General features: G+C 51.8%; 17 protein-coding genes. 10 read left to right on the top strand and 7 right to left on the bottom strand.

All coding sequences use genetic code 11. The features are described from left to right. Window positions 1-55: 55 nt before the first annotated feature. The 7 genes from JNE38_RS25430 (at window position 56) to spoVAE (ending at window position 4,746) form a co-directional block, all read left to right on the top strand. On the top strand, window positions 56-787 hold the full coding sequence (locus JNE38_RS25430; RefSeq protein WP_203353853.1) for a gamma-glutamyl-gamma-aminobutyrate hydrolase family protein: 732 nt from the start codon (window positions 56-58) through the stop codon (window positions 785-787). Then, window positions 784-1,581 carry a M55 family metallopeptidase gene (locus JNE38_RS25425; RefSeq protein WP_203353852.1) on the top strand — a complete coding sequence of 266 codons (798 nt, stop codon included), beginning with the start codon at window positions 784-786 and terminating at the stop codon, window positions 1,579-1,581. Before JNE38_RS25430 ends, JNE38_RS25425 begins: the two co-directional genes overlap by 4 nt. Before the next feature lie 157 nt (window positions 1,582-1,738). Then, window positions 1,739-1,945, top strand: coding sequence for a DUF1657 domain-containing protein (locus JNE38_RS25420; protein ID WP_203353851.1), 207 nt, complete (start codon window positions 1,739-1,741; stop codon window positions 1,943-1,945). 76 nt (window positions 1,946-2,021) lie between these two features. Next, window positions 2,022-2,882 (top strand): DUF421 domain-containing protein, encoded by an 861-nt coding sequence (locus JNE38_RS25415; protein ID WP_203353850.1) that lies wholly within the window; start codon window positions 2,022-2,024, stop codon window positions 2,880-2,882. A 14-nt stretch (window positions 2,883-2,896) separates the two neighbouring features. Next, window positions 2,897-3,370 (top strand): stage V sporulation protein AC, encoded by a 474-nt coding sequence (gene spoVAC, locus JNE38_RS25410; RefSeq protein WP_203353849.1) that lies wholly within the window; start codon window positions 2,897-2,899, stop codon window positions 3,368-3,370. A gap of 3 nt (window positions 3,371-3,373) precedes the next feature. After that, a complete protein-coding gene (gene spoVAD / locus JNE38_RS25405; protein WP_203353848.1) occupies window positions 3,374-4,384 on the top strand; it encodes a stage V sporulation protein AD in 1,011 nt (336 codons plus the stop codon). Between the two features lie 11 nt (window positions 4,385-4,395). Then, complete coding sequence (gene spoVAE, locus JNE38_RS25400; RefSeq protein WP_203353847.1) at window positions 4,396-4,746, top strand: stage V sporulation protein AE; 351 nt, start codon at window positions 4,396-4,398, stop codon at window positions 4,744-4,746. A 60-nt stretch (window positions 4,747-4,806) separates the two neighbouring features. Here the strand turns inward: spoVAE and JNE38_RS25395 are convergent, their stop codons facing one another. The 6 genes from JNE38_RS25395 to JNE38_RS25370 form a co-directional block, all read right to left on the bottom strand. Next, window positions 4,807-5,985, bottom strand: coding sequence for an NHL repeat-containing protein (locus JNE38_RS25395; protein ID WP_203353846.1), 1,179 nt, complete (start codon window positions 5,983-5,985; stop codon window positions 4,807-4,809). Between the two features lie 48 nt (window positions 5,986-6,033). Beyond that, window positions 6,034-9,267, bottom strand: a complete 3,234-nt coding sequence (locus JNE38_RS25390) for an Ig-like domain-containing protein (RefSeq protein ID WP_238933753.1) — start codon at window positions 9,265-9,267, stop codon at window positions 6,034-6,036. A 45-nt stretch (window positions 9,268-9,312) separates the two neighbouring features. Then, window positions 9,313-11,094 carry a CHASE2 domain-containing protein gene (locus JNE38_RS25385; protein ID WP_203353844.1) on the bottom strand — a complete coding sequence of 594 codons (1,782 nt, stop codon included), beginning with the start codon at window positions 11,092-11,094 and terminating at the stop codon, window positions 9,313-9,315. Further along, entirely contained in the window at window positions 11,095-11,235 is a 141-nt protein-coding gene (locus tag JNE38_RS25380; RefSeq protein WP_275296730.1) for a helix-turn-helix domain-containing protein, read from the bottom strand. Window positions 11,236-11,315: 80 nt separating this feature from the next. Beyond that, a complete protein-coding gene (locus tag JNE38_RS25375; RefSeq protein WP_203353842.1) occupies window positions 11,316-11,675 on the bottom strand; it encodes a DUF3307 domain-containing protein in 360 nt (119 codons plus the stop codon). 146 nt (window positions 11,676-11,821) lie between these two features. Then, the gene (locus JNE38_RS25370; RefSeq protein ID WP_203353841.1) at window positions 11,822-14,419 is read right to left on the bottom strand and encodes an SLC13 family permease; all 2,598 of its coding nucleotides are present in this window, start codon (window positions 14,417-14,419) and stop codon (window positions 11,822-11,824) included. Between the two features lie 271 nt (window positions 14,420-14,690). On the opposite strand from JNE38_RS25370, the gene JNE38_RS25365 reads away from it, so the two are divergent. Then, on the top strand, window positions 14,691-14,864 hold the full coding sequence (locus JNE38_RS25365; RefSeq protein WP_203353840.1) for a hypothetical protein: 174 nt from the start codon (window positions 14,691-14,693) through the stop codon (window positions 14,862-14,864). Between the two features lie 162 nt (window positions 14,865-15,026). Beyond that, complete coding sequence (locus JNE38_RS25360) at window positions 15,027-15,317, top strand: transposase family protein (RefSeq protein WP_203353839.1); 291 nt, start codon at window positions 15,027-15,029, stop codon at window positions 15,315-15,317. 108 nt (window positions 15,318-15,425) lie between these two features. On the opposite strand, the gene JNE38_RS25355 is transcribed toward JNE38_RS25360, so the two are convergent. Beyond that, entirely contained in the window at window positions 15,426-17,006 is a 1,581-nt protein-coding gene (locus JNE38_RS25355) for a sensor domain-containing diguanylate cyclase (RefSeq protein ID WP_203353838.1), read from the bottom strand. A 194-nt stretch (window positions 17,007-17,200) separates the two neighbouring features. On the opposite strand from JNE38_RS25355, the gene JNE38_RS25350 reads away from it, so the two are divergent. Beyond that, window positions 17,201-18,202, top strand: coding sequence for a D-cysteate sulfo-lyase (locus tag JNE38_RS25350; RefSeq protein WP_203353837.1), 1,002 nt, complete (start codon window positions 17,201-17,203; stop codon window positions 18,200-18,202). Window positions 18,203-18,322: the final 120 nt, after the last annotated feature.

Raw genomic sequence — 18,322 nt, 5'->3', positions numbered from 1 at the left:
GGATGGGCCTGGGAGCATTTGCTTTTCAGGCCCGCCTCGTGAGGGAGAACCAACGATGAAACCGATTATTGGAGTGACCACCTTTCTGTCCGAGCAGTCCAAGTACAGCTCGGTGAACAAAAATTATATCGATTCGATCTATGCGGCAGGAGGGCTGCCAGTCAACATTCCGATCATTGCCGGGGAAACGAACTATGACGCGTACGTAGACATGGTAGACGGGATTCTCTTTACAGGAGGGAACGACATCGCGCCTTATTTCTTTGGCGAGAATCCGGTGAAGCAGCTGCACTCGATGTCCTCGGTCCGGGATGAGTATGAGCTCGCGCTGTTCAAAGGCGCTTATGAGAAAAACATGCCGATCTTTGGGATCTGCCGAGGCATTCAACTGATCAATGTCGCCCTGGAAGGGACCCTCTATCAGGACATTTACAGTCAGGTCCCAGGCGCTTTAGGGCATTATCCGGAGCACACAGCAGCGGACGAATTTTATCATTCCGTGCAAATCACCGGGGGCACGAAGCTCCATGAGATTTTTGGGACGGATCGGATTTTCACGAATTCCTTTCACCATCAATCCGTCAAAGCTCTCGGGAAAAATCTCGTAACCACAGCCTTTTCGGAGGATGGCATCGTAGAGGCAGTAGAGAGCACAGAGGACCGCTTCTTGCTGGGAGTCCAATGGCATCCGGAGGCCATGACCAATCGGCACCCGATGTTCCTAGGGCTGTTCACTCGATTTGTTCAGGAATCGCTTGCGTACAAACAAAGGGGGGTATCCGTATGAAGCTGTTTATCAGCGCCGACATCGAAGGCGTGACCGGTATCGTCAACTGGGACGAAGCAGACATCGAAAAGTCTTTCAGCAAGTATTTCACCGAGCAAATGACCAGAGAGGTCCGTGCTGCTTGCGAAGCTGCCCTCGCAGCGGGAGTCGAAGAGATTTTAGTGAAAGATGCCCACAGTACCGCGAGAAACCTCGATCCGTCGAAGCTGCCTGAGCAAGTGAAAATCCTGCGCGGTTGGGCGAAGAACCCGTATATCATGATGGCTGGACTGGACTCGAGCTTTGATGGGGTGTTTTTCATCGGCTATCATTCGGCTGGCGGCAAAAACGGAAATCCGCTCGCGCACACCATGAACATGCGAAATGAGTACGTCAAGATCAACGGAGAAATCGCCAGTGAGCTGACCATCAATGCGTACACGGCAGCCTATACGGGAGTTCCCGTCCTCCTGGCTACCGGAGACAAGATGATCTGCGAGGATGCGCAAAAGCTCAATTCCCACATCAAAACCGTGCCTGTGAGCGAAGGGGTCGGCAGCGCGTCGATTTCCATTCATCCGAATCTGGCCCTCCAAAAGATACAGGAACAAGTGAAAGCTGTCTTGGCAGACGACCTGTCCAAATACCTCGTCCAACTGCCGGAGTCGTTCCACGTCGAGATCGCGTTCCGTGAGCACTACCACGCCTACAGCGGCTCCTTTTATCCTGGCGCCAAACAGACGGGCCATAAAACAGTCTCATTTGAGACCAACGATTATATGGATGTGCTGCGTTTTTTGTTCTTCGTTTTGTAAGCAACAGGCTGTCCCTCGGTCGATTTCGGCTGGGGGACAGCTTTTTTTATGGTGATAATTGGATGGTTTTCCTTAATGTTCATCAGCTGTCAGTGGATCGGGTGAGGATAAAATCGATCATATTGTTGAATCTAAAAGATGGCAGGAGGTGATACAAATGACCGTAGCATCCCAAGTGAAACAAACGCTGGCAAGCTTAAAAGGAGCACAGGCGAATCTGGAAACGTTTGCACTCAATACGCAAAACCAGCAGGCAAAACAACTGTATACACAAGCGGCTGAACAAACGAAGTCCATTCTCTCCACTCTGGAGCAGCGTGTGACTGAGTTGGAAAACGAAGAACCACAATATAAAGGATTCTAATTGCTTCCAACCAGGTGCAGGAAGAGGGGGACTCTCCTCTTCTTTGTCCCTGCAGGAATTTGGAGGTACATGGAACATGCCTGATTGGTTAAACATTGCGCTGAGGTCCATAGGGGCCATTATCTATTTGTTCATATTGACGAAGCTGATTGGAAAAAGACAGATCCGGCAGCTTACATACATTGAATACATTGTCGGGATTACCATCGGTTCAATCGCCGGATTTATGGCGATGGAGATGGACGGTCCCGTTTATCACAGCTTGATATCCCTTACCATTTTCGCCTTGTTTCCCGTCTTGCTGGAATGGCTGTCTCTGAAAAGCAAGGGCATTCGCAATGTGGTGGAGGGCAATGCCACCATCCTGATCAAGGACGGCAAGATTCTGGAAGACAATCTGAAAAGCGAGCGACTGACTGCGGAGGACTTGCTTGAGCATCTTCGGATGAAAAACGTATTTCGCGTGGCTGATGTGGAATTTGCCTTGATGGAAACGAGCGGAGAGCTGAGCGTGCTGCTCAAGTCCCAGCATCAACCCCTTACCCCACAGCACCTTGAGCTGACCGTTTCTCCTGCAGAAGAACCGCAGGCTGTGATCATGGATGGCGCAATCATGGACGAGCCATTGTCCACACTTGGCTTAAATCGCAGATGGGTGCGGGCTGAGCTGGAGAAAGCAGGGGTCGCGCTGGAGAACGTCTTTTTGGGACAAGTCGACAAGGGAGGCCAGCTCTACCTAGACCTGTATGATGATAAGATCCAAGCACCCCAGCCGACGGAAATGAAGCTGACCTATGCCACTTTGAAAAAATGCCAGGCCGATCTCGAGCTGTTCGCTTTGGAAACGAAAGACAAGCGAATGAAACGGATTTATCGGTATGACTCCGAGGAACTTCAAGACGTGATCGACCAGATAAAGCCGTTGTTGATACGCTGACGGGAGTGATTCAGATGGCTGACCAGAAGAAGAAAATGCTGACGTTGGTGCAGCAGGAATACCAGCAATTAGCGAAGCAACACGAGCCTCCCCGCCCGCTCCTGCGAAATTTTACCAGAGCCTTCCTCGTCGGGGGAGTCATCTGTCTGATCGGGCAAGCGCTTCAAGAGATGTTCATTCGGTATTTCGACTTTACGGAAAAAACGGCAGGCAACCCAACCGTGGCTGTGCTGATTTTGATATCAGCGCTGTTGACTGGACTGGGGCTGTACGATCGAATCGCGCAATGGGCAGGGGCAGGAACGAGTGTCCCGGTGACGGGCTTCGCCAATTCCATCGCTTCGGCAGCGATCGATCATCGCAGCGAGGGATACGTCCTCGGAGTGGGGGGCAACATGTTTAAGCTGGCAGGATCGGTCATCATGTTTGGCGTGGCTTCCGCTTTTGTCATTGGACTGATCAAAACACTGATAAAAATGGGAGGATGACGCATGCGCCAGGGTCACCAATCATGGGTGTTCTCCACCAAGCCGGTGATAGCCGGCACTTCGGCGATAGGCGGTCCGTTTGAGGCACAAGGACCGCTAGCCGATGATTTTGATACGCTGCACGGCCACCTCATGATCGGGCAGGATAGCTGGGAGAAGGCGGAACGGGTTTTACTGGAGGAAGCCTGCGACAAAGCGATCGAAAAAGCCGGTCTCACCAAAGAACAGATTCACTTCATGCTGGCTGGGGATCTCATGAATCAGAGCATTTCCTCCAATTTTTCCGCCCGTACACTTGCGATTCCTTTTCTCGGGATCTTCGGCGCTTGCTCCACTTCGATGGAGGGCTTGGCCATGGCCGCTCAGCTGGTAGACAGCCAGTCCGCCGATTACGTCCTGGCCGCGACAAGCAGCCACAATGCGGCTGCCGAAAAACAGTATCGATATCCGACGGAGTACGGTTCCCAAAAGCCCCCAACCGCCCAATGGACCGTGACGGGAGCGGGCGCAGCGGTAGTCGCCAACCAGGGAGTCGGACCTCGCATTCAGGCGGCTACGATCGGCAGAATCGTGGACATGGGCATGTCCGACCCGTTTAACATGGGCGCTGCCATGGCTCCGGCAGCATTGGCCACCTTGGAAACGCATTTTCGGGATCTTCAGCTCCCCTCCGATCACTACGACCTTGTGGTGACAGGGGATTTGGGGAAAGTTGGCCACGGTATCCTGTCTGAGCTGCTTCCCAAACACAACATCCATATCCCTCTGGAACGATATGTAGACTGCGGCATGCTCATTTACGGAGATAATCCCAATGTGTGGTCGGGTGGCAGCGGATGCGGCTGCTGTGCCACAGTCACGTATGGACACCTGATGCGCAAAATGAAGGAAAGGGAATGGAAGCGAATCTTGGTGGTTGCCACGGGAGCGCTGCTTTCACCCATTTCCTACCAACAGGGGGAGAGCATCCCTTGCATTGCCCACGCCGTAGCGATTGAAGCTCAGCAGCTGTAAGGAGGGGGAGCATGACGTTTTTCTGGGCATTTCTCGTAGGAGGAACCATATGCCTGATCGGACAGTTCCTCATGGATGTGGTGAAACTGACGCCGGCTCATACGATGTCATCTCTCGTCGTGGCCGGAGCCGTATTGGACGGTGTCGGCTTGTACGAACCGTTGATCAATTTTGCTGGAGCGGGTGCGACTGTCCCCATTACCAGCTTCGGCAACGCCCTGGTTCACGGAGCCATGGCGGAGGCGGAGCAGAATGGTCTGGTAGGCATTATCACCGGAATTTTCGAAGTGACGAGCGCAGGAATTTCGGCAGCGATCGTCTTTGGGTTTATCATGGCATTGGTGTTTCGTCCGAAGGGTTGAATGCTTAATAAAAAGAGAGAAACCCTCAGTCGTAAGAGGTTTCTCTCCAGGGACGCCGGATTATTTTCCGGCGTCTTTTTGATTGGCTTGCATCTGCATAATGGCATTACCAAAGGCATCGACTATCCATATCGCTCCATCAGGATCTACCGCTACATCTACGGGGAGCTGCAATGGCGGTGACGATGCAGAAGTAAGTGTCGTGACCTTGCCATCGTGCAAATAACGGACAGCGTGATTCAAACTGTCGGCAACGACCAGGCCGCCTTCCGCTGTCAGGGCTATGCCTCGCGGAAACTGAAACTGGGCGGTGGCTGCATCCCCATCTGTATTCCCTCCATCCATGTAGAGGTTGCCTGGTGCGTAGGTATTACTGGTTTGCCCAGCTACGGTGGTGACAGTCTTTTGCTGCAAATCAATGTAACGGATGCGCTGGTTGCCGGTATCACTGACGTACAGATTGCCTTTGGCATCCAGGCAGATTCCGCTGGGTTCATTGAATTTTGCCGTTTCCAGGGGGCCGTCTTGAAAATCTCCGGCTGTCTCCACATCCCCTGGGGATAATTCGACGACTCGTTCGGACGGGCTGTTTAAGGTCGTCACGGTTCCATCGACGGCAATCTTTCGAATGACGTGGTTCAAGGTGTCGGAGACGTAGACCGTACCGTCTGCAGCAACTGCAAGATCAGCGGGGGAGTGGAAGCGGGCATCCTTCCCGGTATTTCCGTCTCGGGAGCCCATGACACCGTCTCCCCCGATGGTACGCACTCCTTGTGCGTCAATTTTGCGGATCGAGTGGTTGCCTGAATCCGCGACGTACAGATTGCCTTGTGAATCCAGTGCAAGTCCCTGTGGCTCCTGAAACACGGAAAGGTTCGCGCTGCCGTCAAAGAGCGTTCCGATTGGGAGCCCGCTAGGATCCTTGGAGAAGGTAAAACCCGCGTAGGTCGAGATATTTCCTTGGAAAAGCTTGCGGATCAGGTGGCTTTTGGTGTCAGCGATGTAGACGGAACCGTCCGGATGCAAGACGATGCCCATCGGGGTCCGAAACGATGCGGACTGAGCGGCGCCGTTATCTTCACCGAAATAGCCGTTTCCAGCCATCGTCACAAACGAGGGTGCAGGCTTGTCCGGCTGCCGTGAAACCTCGGCCAGCGCAGGAGTCGCCGCAGCGGCAGGCACTGCCAACAGCCCGATCATGAGGGACGCCATCCGGATGGTATGTTTGAGTTGTTTCATATCCGTATGCTCCTTTGTTTTACTCATTCATATACAGAAGGTAGCCTTTTATAAGAGTGGGGGCAGCTCAATACTTACCGTAATCTCCCCACTTGCGAGAGGCTCATCATCTTCTGTGGAGTCGCTCGGAAAAGCTTTTATTTCTACAAGATAATTACCTGATGTCAGGTTTTGAAGGGTATATTCATGAACATCGAGGGCCACGGTTTTTACCAGTTCACCATCTACGTAAATGGAATAGTTGCCTTCGGTTAATTCTGATTGCCACTCCCACGTAATGCTAGCAGAGTCAGGTCCTTGTTCCTCGATACTGACATTGATCTCGGCTGAAGGTTCATGCGGTTCTTCTGACAAGGTCTTGAGTGTGGTTTCTCCTTGGGCGATTGGGTAATCGCCGCCTGGTGCCCATTCCTTTACATAAAGAGTGTACTCAGTTCCGGGAGTTAGTCCGGAGAAAGTGTATGCAATTTCACTATCCGTCTCAAACGATCTTTCATCGATGTCTATCTCATCATTATTAAGATAAAAGCGATAGAAGTGATCGAAGTTTACTGGTTCCCACGTGACAGTTATTGAGTCTGACGTTGTCCTGCCTTCTACCTCGCGGACAGAAAGCCCTGGAAGCGGCTCCGTGCTGAAATCCGACGTTCCTTCTGCGATAATTTTCCCTTGAGCGTCCAACGCCTGGACCTTGAGGAAATAGTCTTTTCCTGGCTTCAGGCTATAAATGGAAAGGATGCTCTTCCTCACTTCCGTATCGTGATAAAGGTATGGCTCTTCAATCTGCTCATGATTCAGGTAAATCCGATAATCAGAAGCGTCTTCGATCAGATCCCAATTGAATTCTCCGCTCGACATAAAGATCTCTTTTTCAATTTCGATATCGTCCACCGCTGGCGGCGGAGGTGGTGGAGGCGGCATCTTGCCTAATTGAAACGAATTGGTCTGCGCGACATAACGGGCGTCCTCGTAAAATGTAACCGTATAAGACTGAATCGGCATCTCTGCCGTATCCACACCCAACGTGATGGTCAATCCACTGTTTCCACGGTGCTCGATCGCAGCGATCGGCAGTCCGGGAATGCTGATGTCATAAGACGGAACAGGTACCGGCTGGGAAAATTGGACGCTGACGTGCTGGCTGTCGATGACACTGGCTTGAGCCGTACTGTATGCATAGCGGACGGTCTCGCTGTCGCGCATGTTGCGCTTTGTCGCGTAGGCCTCGATCGTCTCTCCATCGCCTGGGACGGTCAGGCTGTCACCAGCGGCATATTTGTGAAAGCTGCCTCCGCGCTTGACGTAGATCGTGGCCCCTGGCGTTTCGGAGGATAAGGAGATCGCGGTGCCGTTATCGACGAGACCTGCTACAGGAGCGGCAACTACATGGGCGACTTGGGGCGCTTGCAGCACGCCGTAGGCAGAGAAATGGTTAACTGTCGCTGACGCTACGCCAGAGGAAACGGTGGTCGGGACGTATTCCCAATCGTCCGTGCCATTCCAGTGAAAGATTCCGACTTGTCCCTGATCGGCTTTTTCATCAACAGGGAAAGTGAGGGTGACAGGCTCCTTGATCTCTACTCCGCTAAATTCGAAATCGATGATGGGCCCAGCGGCAAAGAGTGTGCGATCCGCTGGCAGTGAAGGGGAGATCGGCTGCAGCATAGCTGTTGCCTGGCTCGGTACATTCATGGAACCAAAGTCGAGCTCGATTCCTTTTTCAAAAAGGAGTCGCTGCTGGACAATCGGAACGGGAGAACCGAGCGGAGCGACGACTTTGAGGGTCGCTTGCACCTTTGCAGCATAGCCTTTCACGGTTCCTTCGAAAGCAAAGACCCCTGTGAGGCTCGTGTCAGCTTTCTTGTTCCAGCTGACGGGAACTGTCGATTTGCTTCCTGTGCTCATGGTCGCCTGTACTGCAGCAGGCAGCGTATAGGATTTCAAAAGTTGGGCCTCAAGAGAAAGAGGCTGAATGGTCTCGATGGTGGCGTCTTCCTTGTCATCGCCACCAGAGCCACCACCTGATCCAGAGCCGCCGCCGGAACTTCCACCGGACCCAGAACCTCCAGAAGATCCGGTCGAGGACCCTGGAGAGACAGGTATTTTATTCAGCAATCGATCGATAGCCTCTTGTTTCTTCTTCTGATTCTCCTCTTGATTGAGCTGGTTCAATCTGTTCATCTCTGCCTGAATTTTGTCGATCACGCTGGCATTGTTGGCGTTTATCACTTGTTTCTGCTTTTCCATTAACTCGGCTTGCTTCTTTTGCATTTCCAGTGCTTCCAAATACTTTCGACGTTCTGCTTCCTGCAGGGGTGTCAATTCGAGACCGGGAACATGATCCAGATCAATTTTTCTGGGTAGCCCGTCATTCGCCTGTTTGATCAGCTCCGAAAGCTGATCTAGTGAAACCTTGTCCGCTTCAACCGCTTTTGCGATCAGCGCGTTGAGGAAGTTTTCCATGTTTTGCCGATACTTGCTCAAATCATCTGGGGATTGCAGTTGCAGAGACTCGGATGCTTCCGGTGACCGATTTTGATTCAGGCCCTGGAGGAACTGGTCATTTTCCTCATCCATCATCTGCTTGTTTCGAATAAATGCCTCGATGACAGAGGAAGACATGGAGGAGAGAATATCATCCGGCAGCACAACGGAAACCATTGAATCGGGCGTGGGCCCAGCCTGTCCGGGAAACGGCGCAAAGACGGTGCCCATCATCCCCGGATAAACAGGGCGGGTGTCACGATGATCGAGAGAATCGGTAGCGACAATTCCAGAGCCTACGAATACGCTGGAACTTCCCGTCAGGGGATTGATGCTGGTGAAAAACTGCGTCCCTCGCACGCCCATGACAGCGGTCGGCGTAGATACTTGAAAGCTGTCTTCTTTTTTCGCAAGCGGTTTGACTTTGATATACACGGAGCCAGACCATGCTTTGAGAGTCGTCTTTTTGCCATTGACGGCATCCTGCAGCTCTGAAAGGTAGACGGATGCATTTTCACTAATGGTCACTTCAGAGCCTTGATCCATGGTCAATACGATGCTGGACTTTGCGCCAGTCGTGATGAGATCGCCTTGGTTCAGGCTCATGCTTTTAAATGCCTTGTAGGCCTTGGTGCCGCCTGCCTTCTTTATCTGGACAGAGCCAATGACGGAATCTACTTTAGCCACACGTGAGGTTTCTGCCGCGGCTGCCGTTCTGACCCACCCAACAAGCAAACAGCCAATGATGACAAACAAAACGAGGCTGTGCCATCTTGTTTCTCGCCCTTTCATAAACATGTACACTTCCAAAATCCCTCCACTGTCTGGGTCTCGCGGACGTATTTACCCGTCCGGTGATTGTTTAAATCCAGTCACTTCGTACAGCTTGACGCCAGCCGCTTTTCCTTTCATCCATTTCTCTCCGATGAATTGATAGGCGAAATACTCTCTGGTGCGCTCGTACGTCGCTTCGGAAACCAGGATCTGATTGGACGCAGCGTTGGATTCGATCCGAGCTGCGGTATTCACGTGATCACCGATGGCGGTATAATCCACACGCAGGTATGAGCCGATGTTCCCGACGACCACCTCACCTGTGTTGATCCCGATGCCGATGCTCACTTCTATCTGATGCTTTTCCCAAATGTCTTTTCGCACCTGCTCCATGCCTGTTTGGATGTCATAGGCGGTTTTCACGGCGCAGTACTCGTGATGGGGAACATCCAGGGGGGCGTTAAAGAGCACCATGGCTGCATCGCCGATAAACTTGTCTATGGTTCCCCGATTCTTTAGGACTTGCGTGGTGATCATGTCGAACATCATGTTTAAAAAGTCGACGATTTCTTCCGGACGAAGCTTTTCCGAGAGAGGAGTGAAGCCGCGAATGTCCAGAAACAGGATGGACAGCTCCTTGTTTACCCCCCCCAGCTTCAGCTCTACTTCCCCTTTGGCGATTTGCCGAACGAGCTCAGGGGAGATGTAACGTCCGAATTGACGGGTAATGAATTGCTTTTGCCTCGTTTCCATGTACGTCTTGGCCGCGATGTTCACAAAAAAGGTGGTGAACAAGGTGACCAGCGGCATTACCACCGTCAGATAGACAAGCCTGGTTTCAAACAAGAGCCATTGACCGTAGAAAAGAATGAATGCGACGATCGCGACCAGACTGATGGAGTACATTGGCTTCAATCGCCAGGTAAACCAGATGGTCAACAGGAATACGATGAGCATCAGGGTCAGCACCAGCAGATCGCCAAAGACCGTGATCGACTCGTTATGAAGCAGCTGATTGACGATATTGGCATGGGCGTACACCAGATACATATGGTTATCGACCGGCGTCGGACGGGCATCGTCTCCCGCGGCAGCCATCCCGATCAGAACAATGCGATCCTTGAATGTTTCCGGGGGCACCTCTCCGTTCAGCACCTGGTAAAACGGGATGCTCATAAAATCTTTGGATGAACCGTCAAATTTGATAGACAGCTCTGCCTGGGGATGATCGTTCAGGTAGTGCTTCACATCCGTCCCGTACATATCGGCGATCTGATAGGCAAGCGAGGGGATTTTTCCCTCGGGCGTATCGAGCATGAGCCAGGTGCGCCGAATCACCCCGTCCTCATCGAGTGCGGCATTGATATGGGCGGTTTTGGCTGCAGCAGCAATTTCGGGAATGGATTTGATAAGCGATTGTCCTTTGATGAGCTGTCCTTTGGTGACGGTAGTCTCTGAGCGGAAAAAGCTTTCCATCTCCACGACAGAGGGAATGATGACATTGTCATGCTTGGCGAGCTCCGCGGCAAAAGCTTCATCGATACCGGGATCCTCGCTTTTGGTGTTAAAGGTGATGTCGAATCCGACGACTTTGGCTTCTGTCAACGCTTCCAGCAGCGGAATGTACGTGTCGCGTGACCACGGGAACGTCCCGATCAAATCCAGGGATTCCTGGTCGATATCGATGACGATGATATCTTCGTGGGGAGCGTGAGTCATGCTTTTTTGCATGTCGTAGTCGTAGATGGCGTCATTTTGCTTGTGCAGGGCATCTCCGAAAAAGAGAGCTGCGCAGAAAAGGATGACGAATAAATTTCCGAATAGCGAGAGCTTCCACATGGTTTTTTTCATTTAGGCTTCTACCAACCGTTCAAATTCTGCCAGATTGCAGATATAGATTTTCTTTTTCTTTACTTCAATCAATAGTTGATTTTGCAGCTCGAGCAATACTTTCGTCACCGTTTCGCGGACCGTTCCTGTCATGTCGGCGATTTGCTGGTGCGTCCTGAAAAAAGGGGAAATGATGAAGAAAATTCGTTCTTTTCATGAGGGGGGGACAACTCCTTTTCTTTTCAGCTGATCGTCAAAGCCACCCCCAGAATGATGAGATGGAATACCTGGTCGGTGATGATCATCAGCCATTTGCTTCGGTCATCCGTGACCTGCATGACCTTGCGATACCAAAAATAAACGAAGGTTCGACGGTCCAAAATGACATGGGAGAGAAAAATGAGCAGGCTCGCCCAGACAGAGAGTCCTCCCGGCACAAACAGGAAAGCGAGCAAAGTGACAGAGAGAGTATACACGAGGCAATGGGTCAATAACGGAAGCCACCTCTGGGCCTTGTATTTGGCCATCCACTCGGTCTGCAGCAAAAAATCTCCAATCAGGTGTGCGATAAAAAGGATGTCGAAAGCGCTGAAATGATTCACGAGTTACTGGATTCCTCCTGAATGGATGAAGAGGATGCTTTCTCATCGGAGCATCTGTCATCCCATAGTAGCTTGATGCTCCAAGTGTACCGATTTTTCTCCGGAAATAATGTGGCGCGATTCACAAAACCAAAAAGAAATAGAAATCAGGAGATGAGGCCGAGCCAAGTCCAGTAGGGTACGCTTACCGAAACGGCAAGGATAATGGCAAAAGCATAGGCGAGGGCGATGATTTGACCCTGCCGGTGAGTGAACGACTTGCCATCGGAACTGTAATAAGCCGTCAGATAGGTAGGAGACTGATAAGGAAAAAAGAACGGATCTGTTGCCAGCAAGATAACGAAGACAAAAATCCACGGGTGAATGCCTGCCTTTTCGGCTAGCGGCAGCAATGCTGTCACCAGCAGGATCACGGCAGGGTCGTCCCGGATGACTAGCGTGACCAGAAACGACACAACAATGACGACCGTCAAGAGCAAGGCAGGACTGGACAAGAATATGCCGAGCTGATCTCCGAGAAAAGCGGAGAGCGCGTCGGCGATCCCCAATGCCTGTGTAGCGGCTGCGAAGCTGAAGGCGACGCCGAGAAAGAGGAGAAAGGTCCAATCGATCCCGGTGGAAACCGTCTGTCGATCAAGTGCCCCAGTGATGACCAGCACCGCAAATCCAGCGAGCATGACCCAGGCGCTGTCGATTCCGTGAAGAGGCTGCAGGATCAAGAGCGAGATGCTGCCGAGCGTCGTGATGACCGCGATACGCTCACCTCTCGACCACGGACCAAGCAATCGCAGCTGTTCCTCCAGCACTTCGTCAGAGATCGGACGGACCTGGCGAACGTCACGGAACATGACGTGGAGGATCATCAGCATCACGCCGGAAAAGACGATGAAGGACGGCAAAGCATAGAAAAACCATTGCAGCCAATTGATCGGCTGAGCGATGGAAGCGAGCCCGTACGCCATCATGTTCGTGTAGGAGCCGGTCAAGACGAAAGGCGCCGTAAAGCCGTAAAAGATCATCGAAGCCAGGCCCAAGCCCGCTGCACCACGGCTATTGCTGCCAAAACCCATAGACTCGGACAGGGTACGGGCGAGTGGGACTCCCAAGGTTACTTTCGCAGAGGAGGAAGGGATGAGCGGATTCAGCAGAATACCGCCAGCGACTACTCCCCATAGCTGCCCCCTGTAATGGCGGGGGAAACGCTTGAGCGCGTTCAGGGAAACGCGGTACAAGATGCCGGAGCGAGTAATGGCTGCGATGAACGCCATGATAAAGATCATGTAGAGCCATGTCGTAGAAGCAAATCCCGACAGGGCAACCTCAGGTGTCACCAGACCACCTAGCACCCACGCCATGACCATTCCAAGTGACACGATGTAATCGGGAATGATGTTGACGATCCAGAGAATGACAGCAGCGATACCGATACCGATGAAATCCATTGCGGAGTGCGACAAGCCGCCCAGAGGCTCTATGTAATGAAAGATTGCCAGGCTAGCGGCTACGAGGAATGCGGCAAGCCAGCTTCCCTTGCGGCTTCGTTGAAAAAGGCCGCCCGCACTGCCGACCAACCTGCGAATGTGCCCCCTGGTCAGCTGCTGCTGGACGAGATGAGAGCCTGGCCCCTTTTCCAGCCCGATGATTCCGGTGCTCGCTTTTTTAGCCTCAGCCAGCGTCAGGTATTCCATCGCTTGCTGGTGCCGGTCCAGCTTGGCATGCAGCTGCGATGCCCACTCGTACGTCGCGATCCATTGTTCATTTGAATAGTGCTCGCCGTATTCGCTCCAGGCATGATCCAAAAGGGCAAGCCCTTCTTCTGGGGTTGCATGGGTTATCCAGTTGGCGAGACGCGCAAAGCTGCTGACGAGGAGCGCTGGCGGACAGGAATGGAGCAGCGCATGCAGGCTCTTTTGGCAATCCCCGCCTTGCGATCGGATTCGATCGACGACCTCCAGGGCTTCCGGCCATCGTCCAGACTGCGCCAGGAGCTCAACAGCTGCCTCCCATTGCTCTTCGGCCTCGTAGAAAGAGAGCATGTCCGTCATTCGCTTGCGTCTTTCTTCATGTCCCAAGCGCATCGTTGCGATTTCAGTCAGCACTTGGCAAGTCTCGGATGTGAGCGTGTACCAGCCGGGTGAATCCTTTCTCTTTTCAATAAATCGCGTGAGGTTCGGCAGCTGCAGGAGGACAGCTTCCAGCTCGATGCCAAACTGATTCACTAACCATTTACCACTGACTCTGGGAAAAGGGGCGCAGGATAGTAAAAGGTGAACGAGTTGGGGAGGGAAGGCATCCAGTTCCTTTGCCGTAGCCTGAAACGTCATTTCCTTGGTCGTCATCAGCTGTTCATTGGTTGTAGTCAGGCGGCGGGACAAAAGGTGAATGAAATAAGTGGATATGGAGGGTTGTTCTTCAACGAGGTGGTGAAACGTCTCACGATCGATGATGTACAGCTCCGCGTCTGTAGCAGCAATCGCTGTCGCTGATCGCCTCTCTCCTGTCAGCATCGCCATTTCCCCGAGCGTGTCACCCTCGCTCAGAACCGTGATCATTTGGGGGGTTCTGCCCTCCACGAAGAGCTCGAGCTTTCCGCTCTTGATGACGTACAGACGATCACCGGGGTCGCCCTGGCGAAACAAGACCGTACCTACTGTTACGGGATGCAGCTCCAATTTTCCTAGGAGTTTGGACAGCTCTATATTCGATAATTGCTTGAACATTCCAATCTTTTTCAGCGTTGTCATGTCTTGCCTCCCGTGCTCGTTTACCCACTAGGAGCAGAGCTTCTTTCACTGGGTTCTATTATAATCCTGAAACTGGCATTCAGCTATTACTTTCGAACTAGGAACCAATTGTTAACACTCAAGTAAAATAGCATAATTTGGCACGCCTGTAAGCTAACTAAAGTTAGTAATTTGGATAGGACGTTACGAAAAGCGCGAACACTTTGTATAGGCCAAATCATCGTTGTCCAAAATAGGGGTGAATACGAAGTCTAAAAGGAGTGATTGGATAATGGAAGCTACTTTTGACGCGGATGAAGTCATTACCAGAATCAGAACGATCCAGAGCAATGGAGGATCGGTCAGTAAAAAACACGTGAAGCAATCAGACCCCGAATTAATGAGGAACGCTCTCTTTTATTTCCCAAGCTGGGAGCATGCCCTGAAGAGCGCGGAAAACCTGTAGGAATCAAATGGCCGGGAAGGAAGCAGGATGAAATAAACTGCCGATTCTCGGCCTTTTTAGCGCAAAGACAGGTTTAAGGTGGAGAAGGAGTGGGTATATGTTAAAAAATGATTTATGTTAGAAATGATCTATGACACTCCAACACAGAGAGGTGGCTTCTGAATGGATAACGCTATAATACAGACTATACCTCCTCACCAATGCCCGAATTGTGGAAACAAAAAATTTCATAAGACAGAGAAAAAAATACAGTACTTTCAAGCGCTGGTCGGAGCGGAGGTCATATTCGTCGAAGTGCAGCGCAGACGGTACCGCTGTTCCGGATGCCAGAGCAAAATATGGGATCGAGTATCGGGGGCCTGTTCGTACAAAAAGAAAACAGATGGACTGGTGCAATGGGAAAGAAGGCATGAGACGGGCAAAGAGACTCGCAAAAAAGAGAGAATCAGATAAGCTGCTGCTATATGAATGTCTTTGTGTAAAAATTCCGTCAATGTTCAATAGAAAAGATGGGAGAGAGACTGGGCTGATGATGCCCGAGTCTCTTTTTTTAAAAACCGCTCATCCTTGCATGCCTTCGGACTTGTCCGACGGATGCAAGGTCGTTTGGTTTCTCCCCTGTTCCTTGGAATGATAGAGAGCCAGATCCGCACAGGCAACGAGCTGAATGGGGTTGCACCCGTGCAGAGGGAAATTCGCGATGCCAAGCGAGAGCGTAATTTTGGTATGCGTAGGAATTTCCAGCGCTGCGACAGAAAGGCGGATACGCTCGGCAATGTGGTAGGCCAATTGCTGGCTTTCATCGTGGATCAGGACGGCAAATTCTTCGCCGCCATAGCGAAAGCAGAGATCCTCCTCCCGAGTTTGCTCGAGCATGGTCTGTGCCACGAGCTTCAGTACTTCGTCTCCCATGACATGTCCGTACGTGTCATTTATCTTTTTGAAATGATCGATATCGAGCATGATCAATGAAAAGGGGGTCTTGTTCTTGATCCGATCCGAAAGGGTGCTATTGAACATCCTTCGATTGAAGAGTCTGGTCAATTCATCAATTCTGACTTCCGTCTGCAGCTTGAGCATGCGTTTGTTTACTTGGCGCATGGCCAGTCTCGTGCTCTGATACAATTTTTGTACTTCATAAATTTTGGAGGTAGTCGTCGGAATGCCATCAGGGCTGGCTGATTTAACCGAGTCCCCTGAGAACAGTGCCAGATTAGACAGCGAGGTGCTGATGTGTTTGGCAAACAGCCAGACAATGATGATGTTGATGAGCAAAAAAGGCAATGCGGTCGCGAGCAGATTTTGAAGAAGCTGCTGATTGGATACATCCAGCCGGGAGGTCGGTGTTTGCGAAACAATCCCCCAGCCGGTGATATGCTCATAGGTGTAGCCAGCAAAAAAGGAGGTCCCTCTGCTATTGACGATTTCGGCATATCCGCTCTCTCCAGCCAATGCTTTCTGGATGGCAGGGTTCATCGCGACGGATTCTCCCAGTCGTGCTTTGTCCGGATGGAAGATCAAACGGCCGTCCCTGTCAACGACATACATATAGGACCCATCTCCGTAAAAATGCTGACTGAGCATCCGGCTCAAAACATTTGGTTCTTCCAGGAAGATTGATCCAGCCACGAAGCCTTTGTACTCTCCCTGTGGATTGACGATCGGTGCCGATATCAACACAATGAGTCTGCCGGTGACGCCGATGTACGGCTTGGAAATCACAGGCTTTTTCAGGAATAGGGCTTCCTTTGCAGCAGGGGAAGTAAGGTGCGTCCCCGACTCAATGCCCTTGATCGATGGTGCCATCTGAAGGATGGTGCCCGTGGTATCCGCAATAAAAATGGAGTGGAAAAATTGCTTGTTCGCGGCAAACCAGTCTTGCAGATCTGTATGAGTGACGGTCTGTCTAGCGCTGCGAACAGCGAGTGCATTCAATGTGTTTTGCATACTGGACAACACTTCCGTGGTATTACTCGAAAGCTTTTTTGCGTAGTGAAAGTTGTTTTCCAGATAGTTGGCGGCAAGTGAGGATGTATTGACGCGAATAGAGGAAATGACACCAATCAAGAAAGTGATGATGACGGAAAACACAACCAGCAGTTCCAGTATAAATCGGAGAGTATACGTTTTTCTCTTGCTCATGCACAACACCTTTTCATTGATCCGTAGAAAACCCTGAAGTAACCTATACCCGAATTCCATTGAGCTAAACCGTCTTCTCACCATCTATCGGCAAACTGTCAGGCGAACCCTAGAGAAGGCAGCAGACGGAGGATTCCCTACTGGAGAGGAGTATACTATAGAGAGACTATTTGCATGGAAAAGAGGAGAATATCATGAACCCAATCCGCTACGAGCGCAGACGCTACACGACAGGGCAGTCCCCCATCGAAAAATTGGAACGACTCTCATCGCATCTTGGAGGACCTGCGATTTTCATCAAACGTGATGATCAGCTGGGGCTGACTGTGGGAGGCAACAAGACCCGGAAGCTGGAGTATCTCGTGGCGGATGCGCTGAGGCAGGGAGCCGATACGCTCATCACATGCGGAGCTGTCCAGTCCAATCACTGCCGTTTGACATTGGCTGCTGCTGTCCGCGAGGGGCTGAAATGCCAGTTGGTGCTGACTGAGCCTGCAGATGGCTACCATCCGCAGGCGAGCGGCAATCATTTGCTGTTTCACCTATTGGGAGCTGAAAAAATCGAAGTGATTCCTGCAGATGGCGACATGCAGCTTGTCATGGAAAAGCTGGCGCAGGAGCTGGCAAGCAAGGGACGGAAAGCCTATCTGATTCCCGTAGGCGGCTCCAATGAACTCGGCTCGCTGGGGTACATGGCTTGTGCGGAAGAAATCGAGCAGCAGGCCTGGGAGACAGGTACTGCCTACGATTACGTCGTCACGGCGACGGGGAGCGGGGGTACCCAGGCCGGCCTGTTGGCAGGATTCATGGCTCGCCAATCAAACACGAAGGTAATCGGCGTAAACGTGAGCCGCGACCGGGCGGCCCAGGAATCCAAGGTACTGGATCTGCTGCGCAGCACCGCAGGGATGGTAGGCTTGCAGGGCGAGATTCGTGCTGAGTCGGTTGTGTGCGAAGACCGTTACGTAGGTCCGGGCTACGCCGTTCCAACGGCGGAAATGGTGGAAGCCGTCAAGCTCGTCGCGCAGACAGAAGGCATCCTGCTTGATCCGGTCTATACGGGAAAAGCTATGGCAGGATTGATCGGTCTGATTCGCGAAGGGAGGTTCGCCAAGGACGACCATATTCTGTTTTTGCATACAGGCGGTTCACCTGCGCTGTATACGGTTCCGCAGCTGTTTATTCCAGAGAGCTAAGGTGAACTCGCAAGCGAGAAAAGGGACAGCAGCGAAAAACTCGCCAATCAGGGCGAGTTTTTTTCCGTTTGCCTCTGATATACTGTTCTTAGCATTCATTTGATTCGGAAAGTGGGTATC

It is taken from the genome of Brevibacillus choshinensis (assembly GCF_016811915.1).
In the GTDB taxonomy this organism is placed as follows: Bacteria; Bacillota; Bacilli; order Brevibacillales; family Brevibacillaceae; genus Brevibacillus; species Brevibacillus choshinensis_A.
Note: the sequence above shows the minus strand (reverse complement) of the source record. Positions and strands in the feature narration are given on the sequence as shown.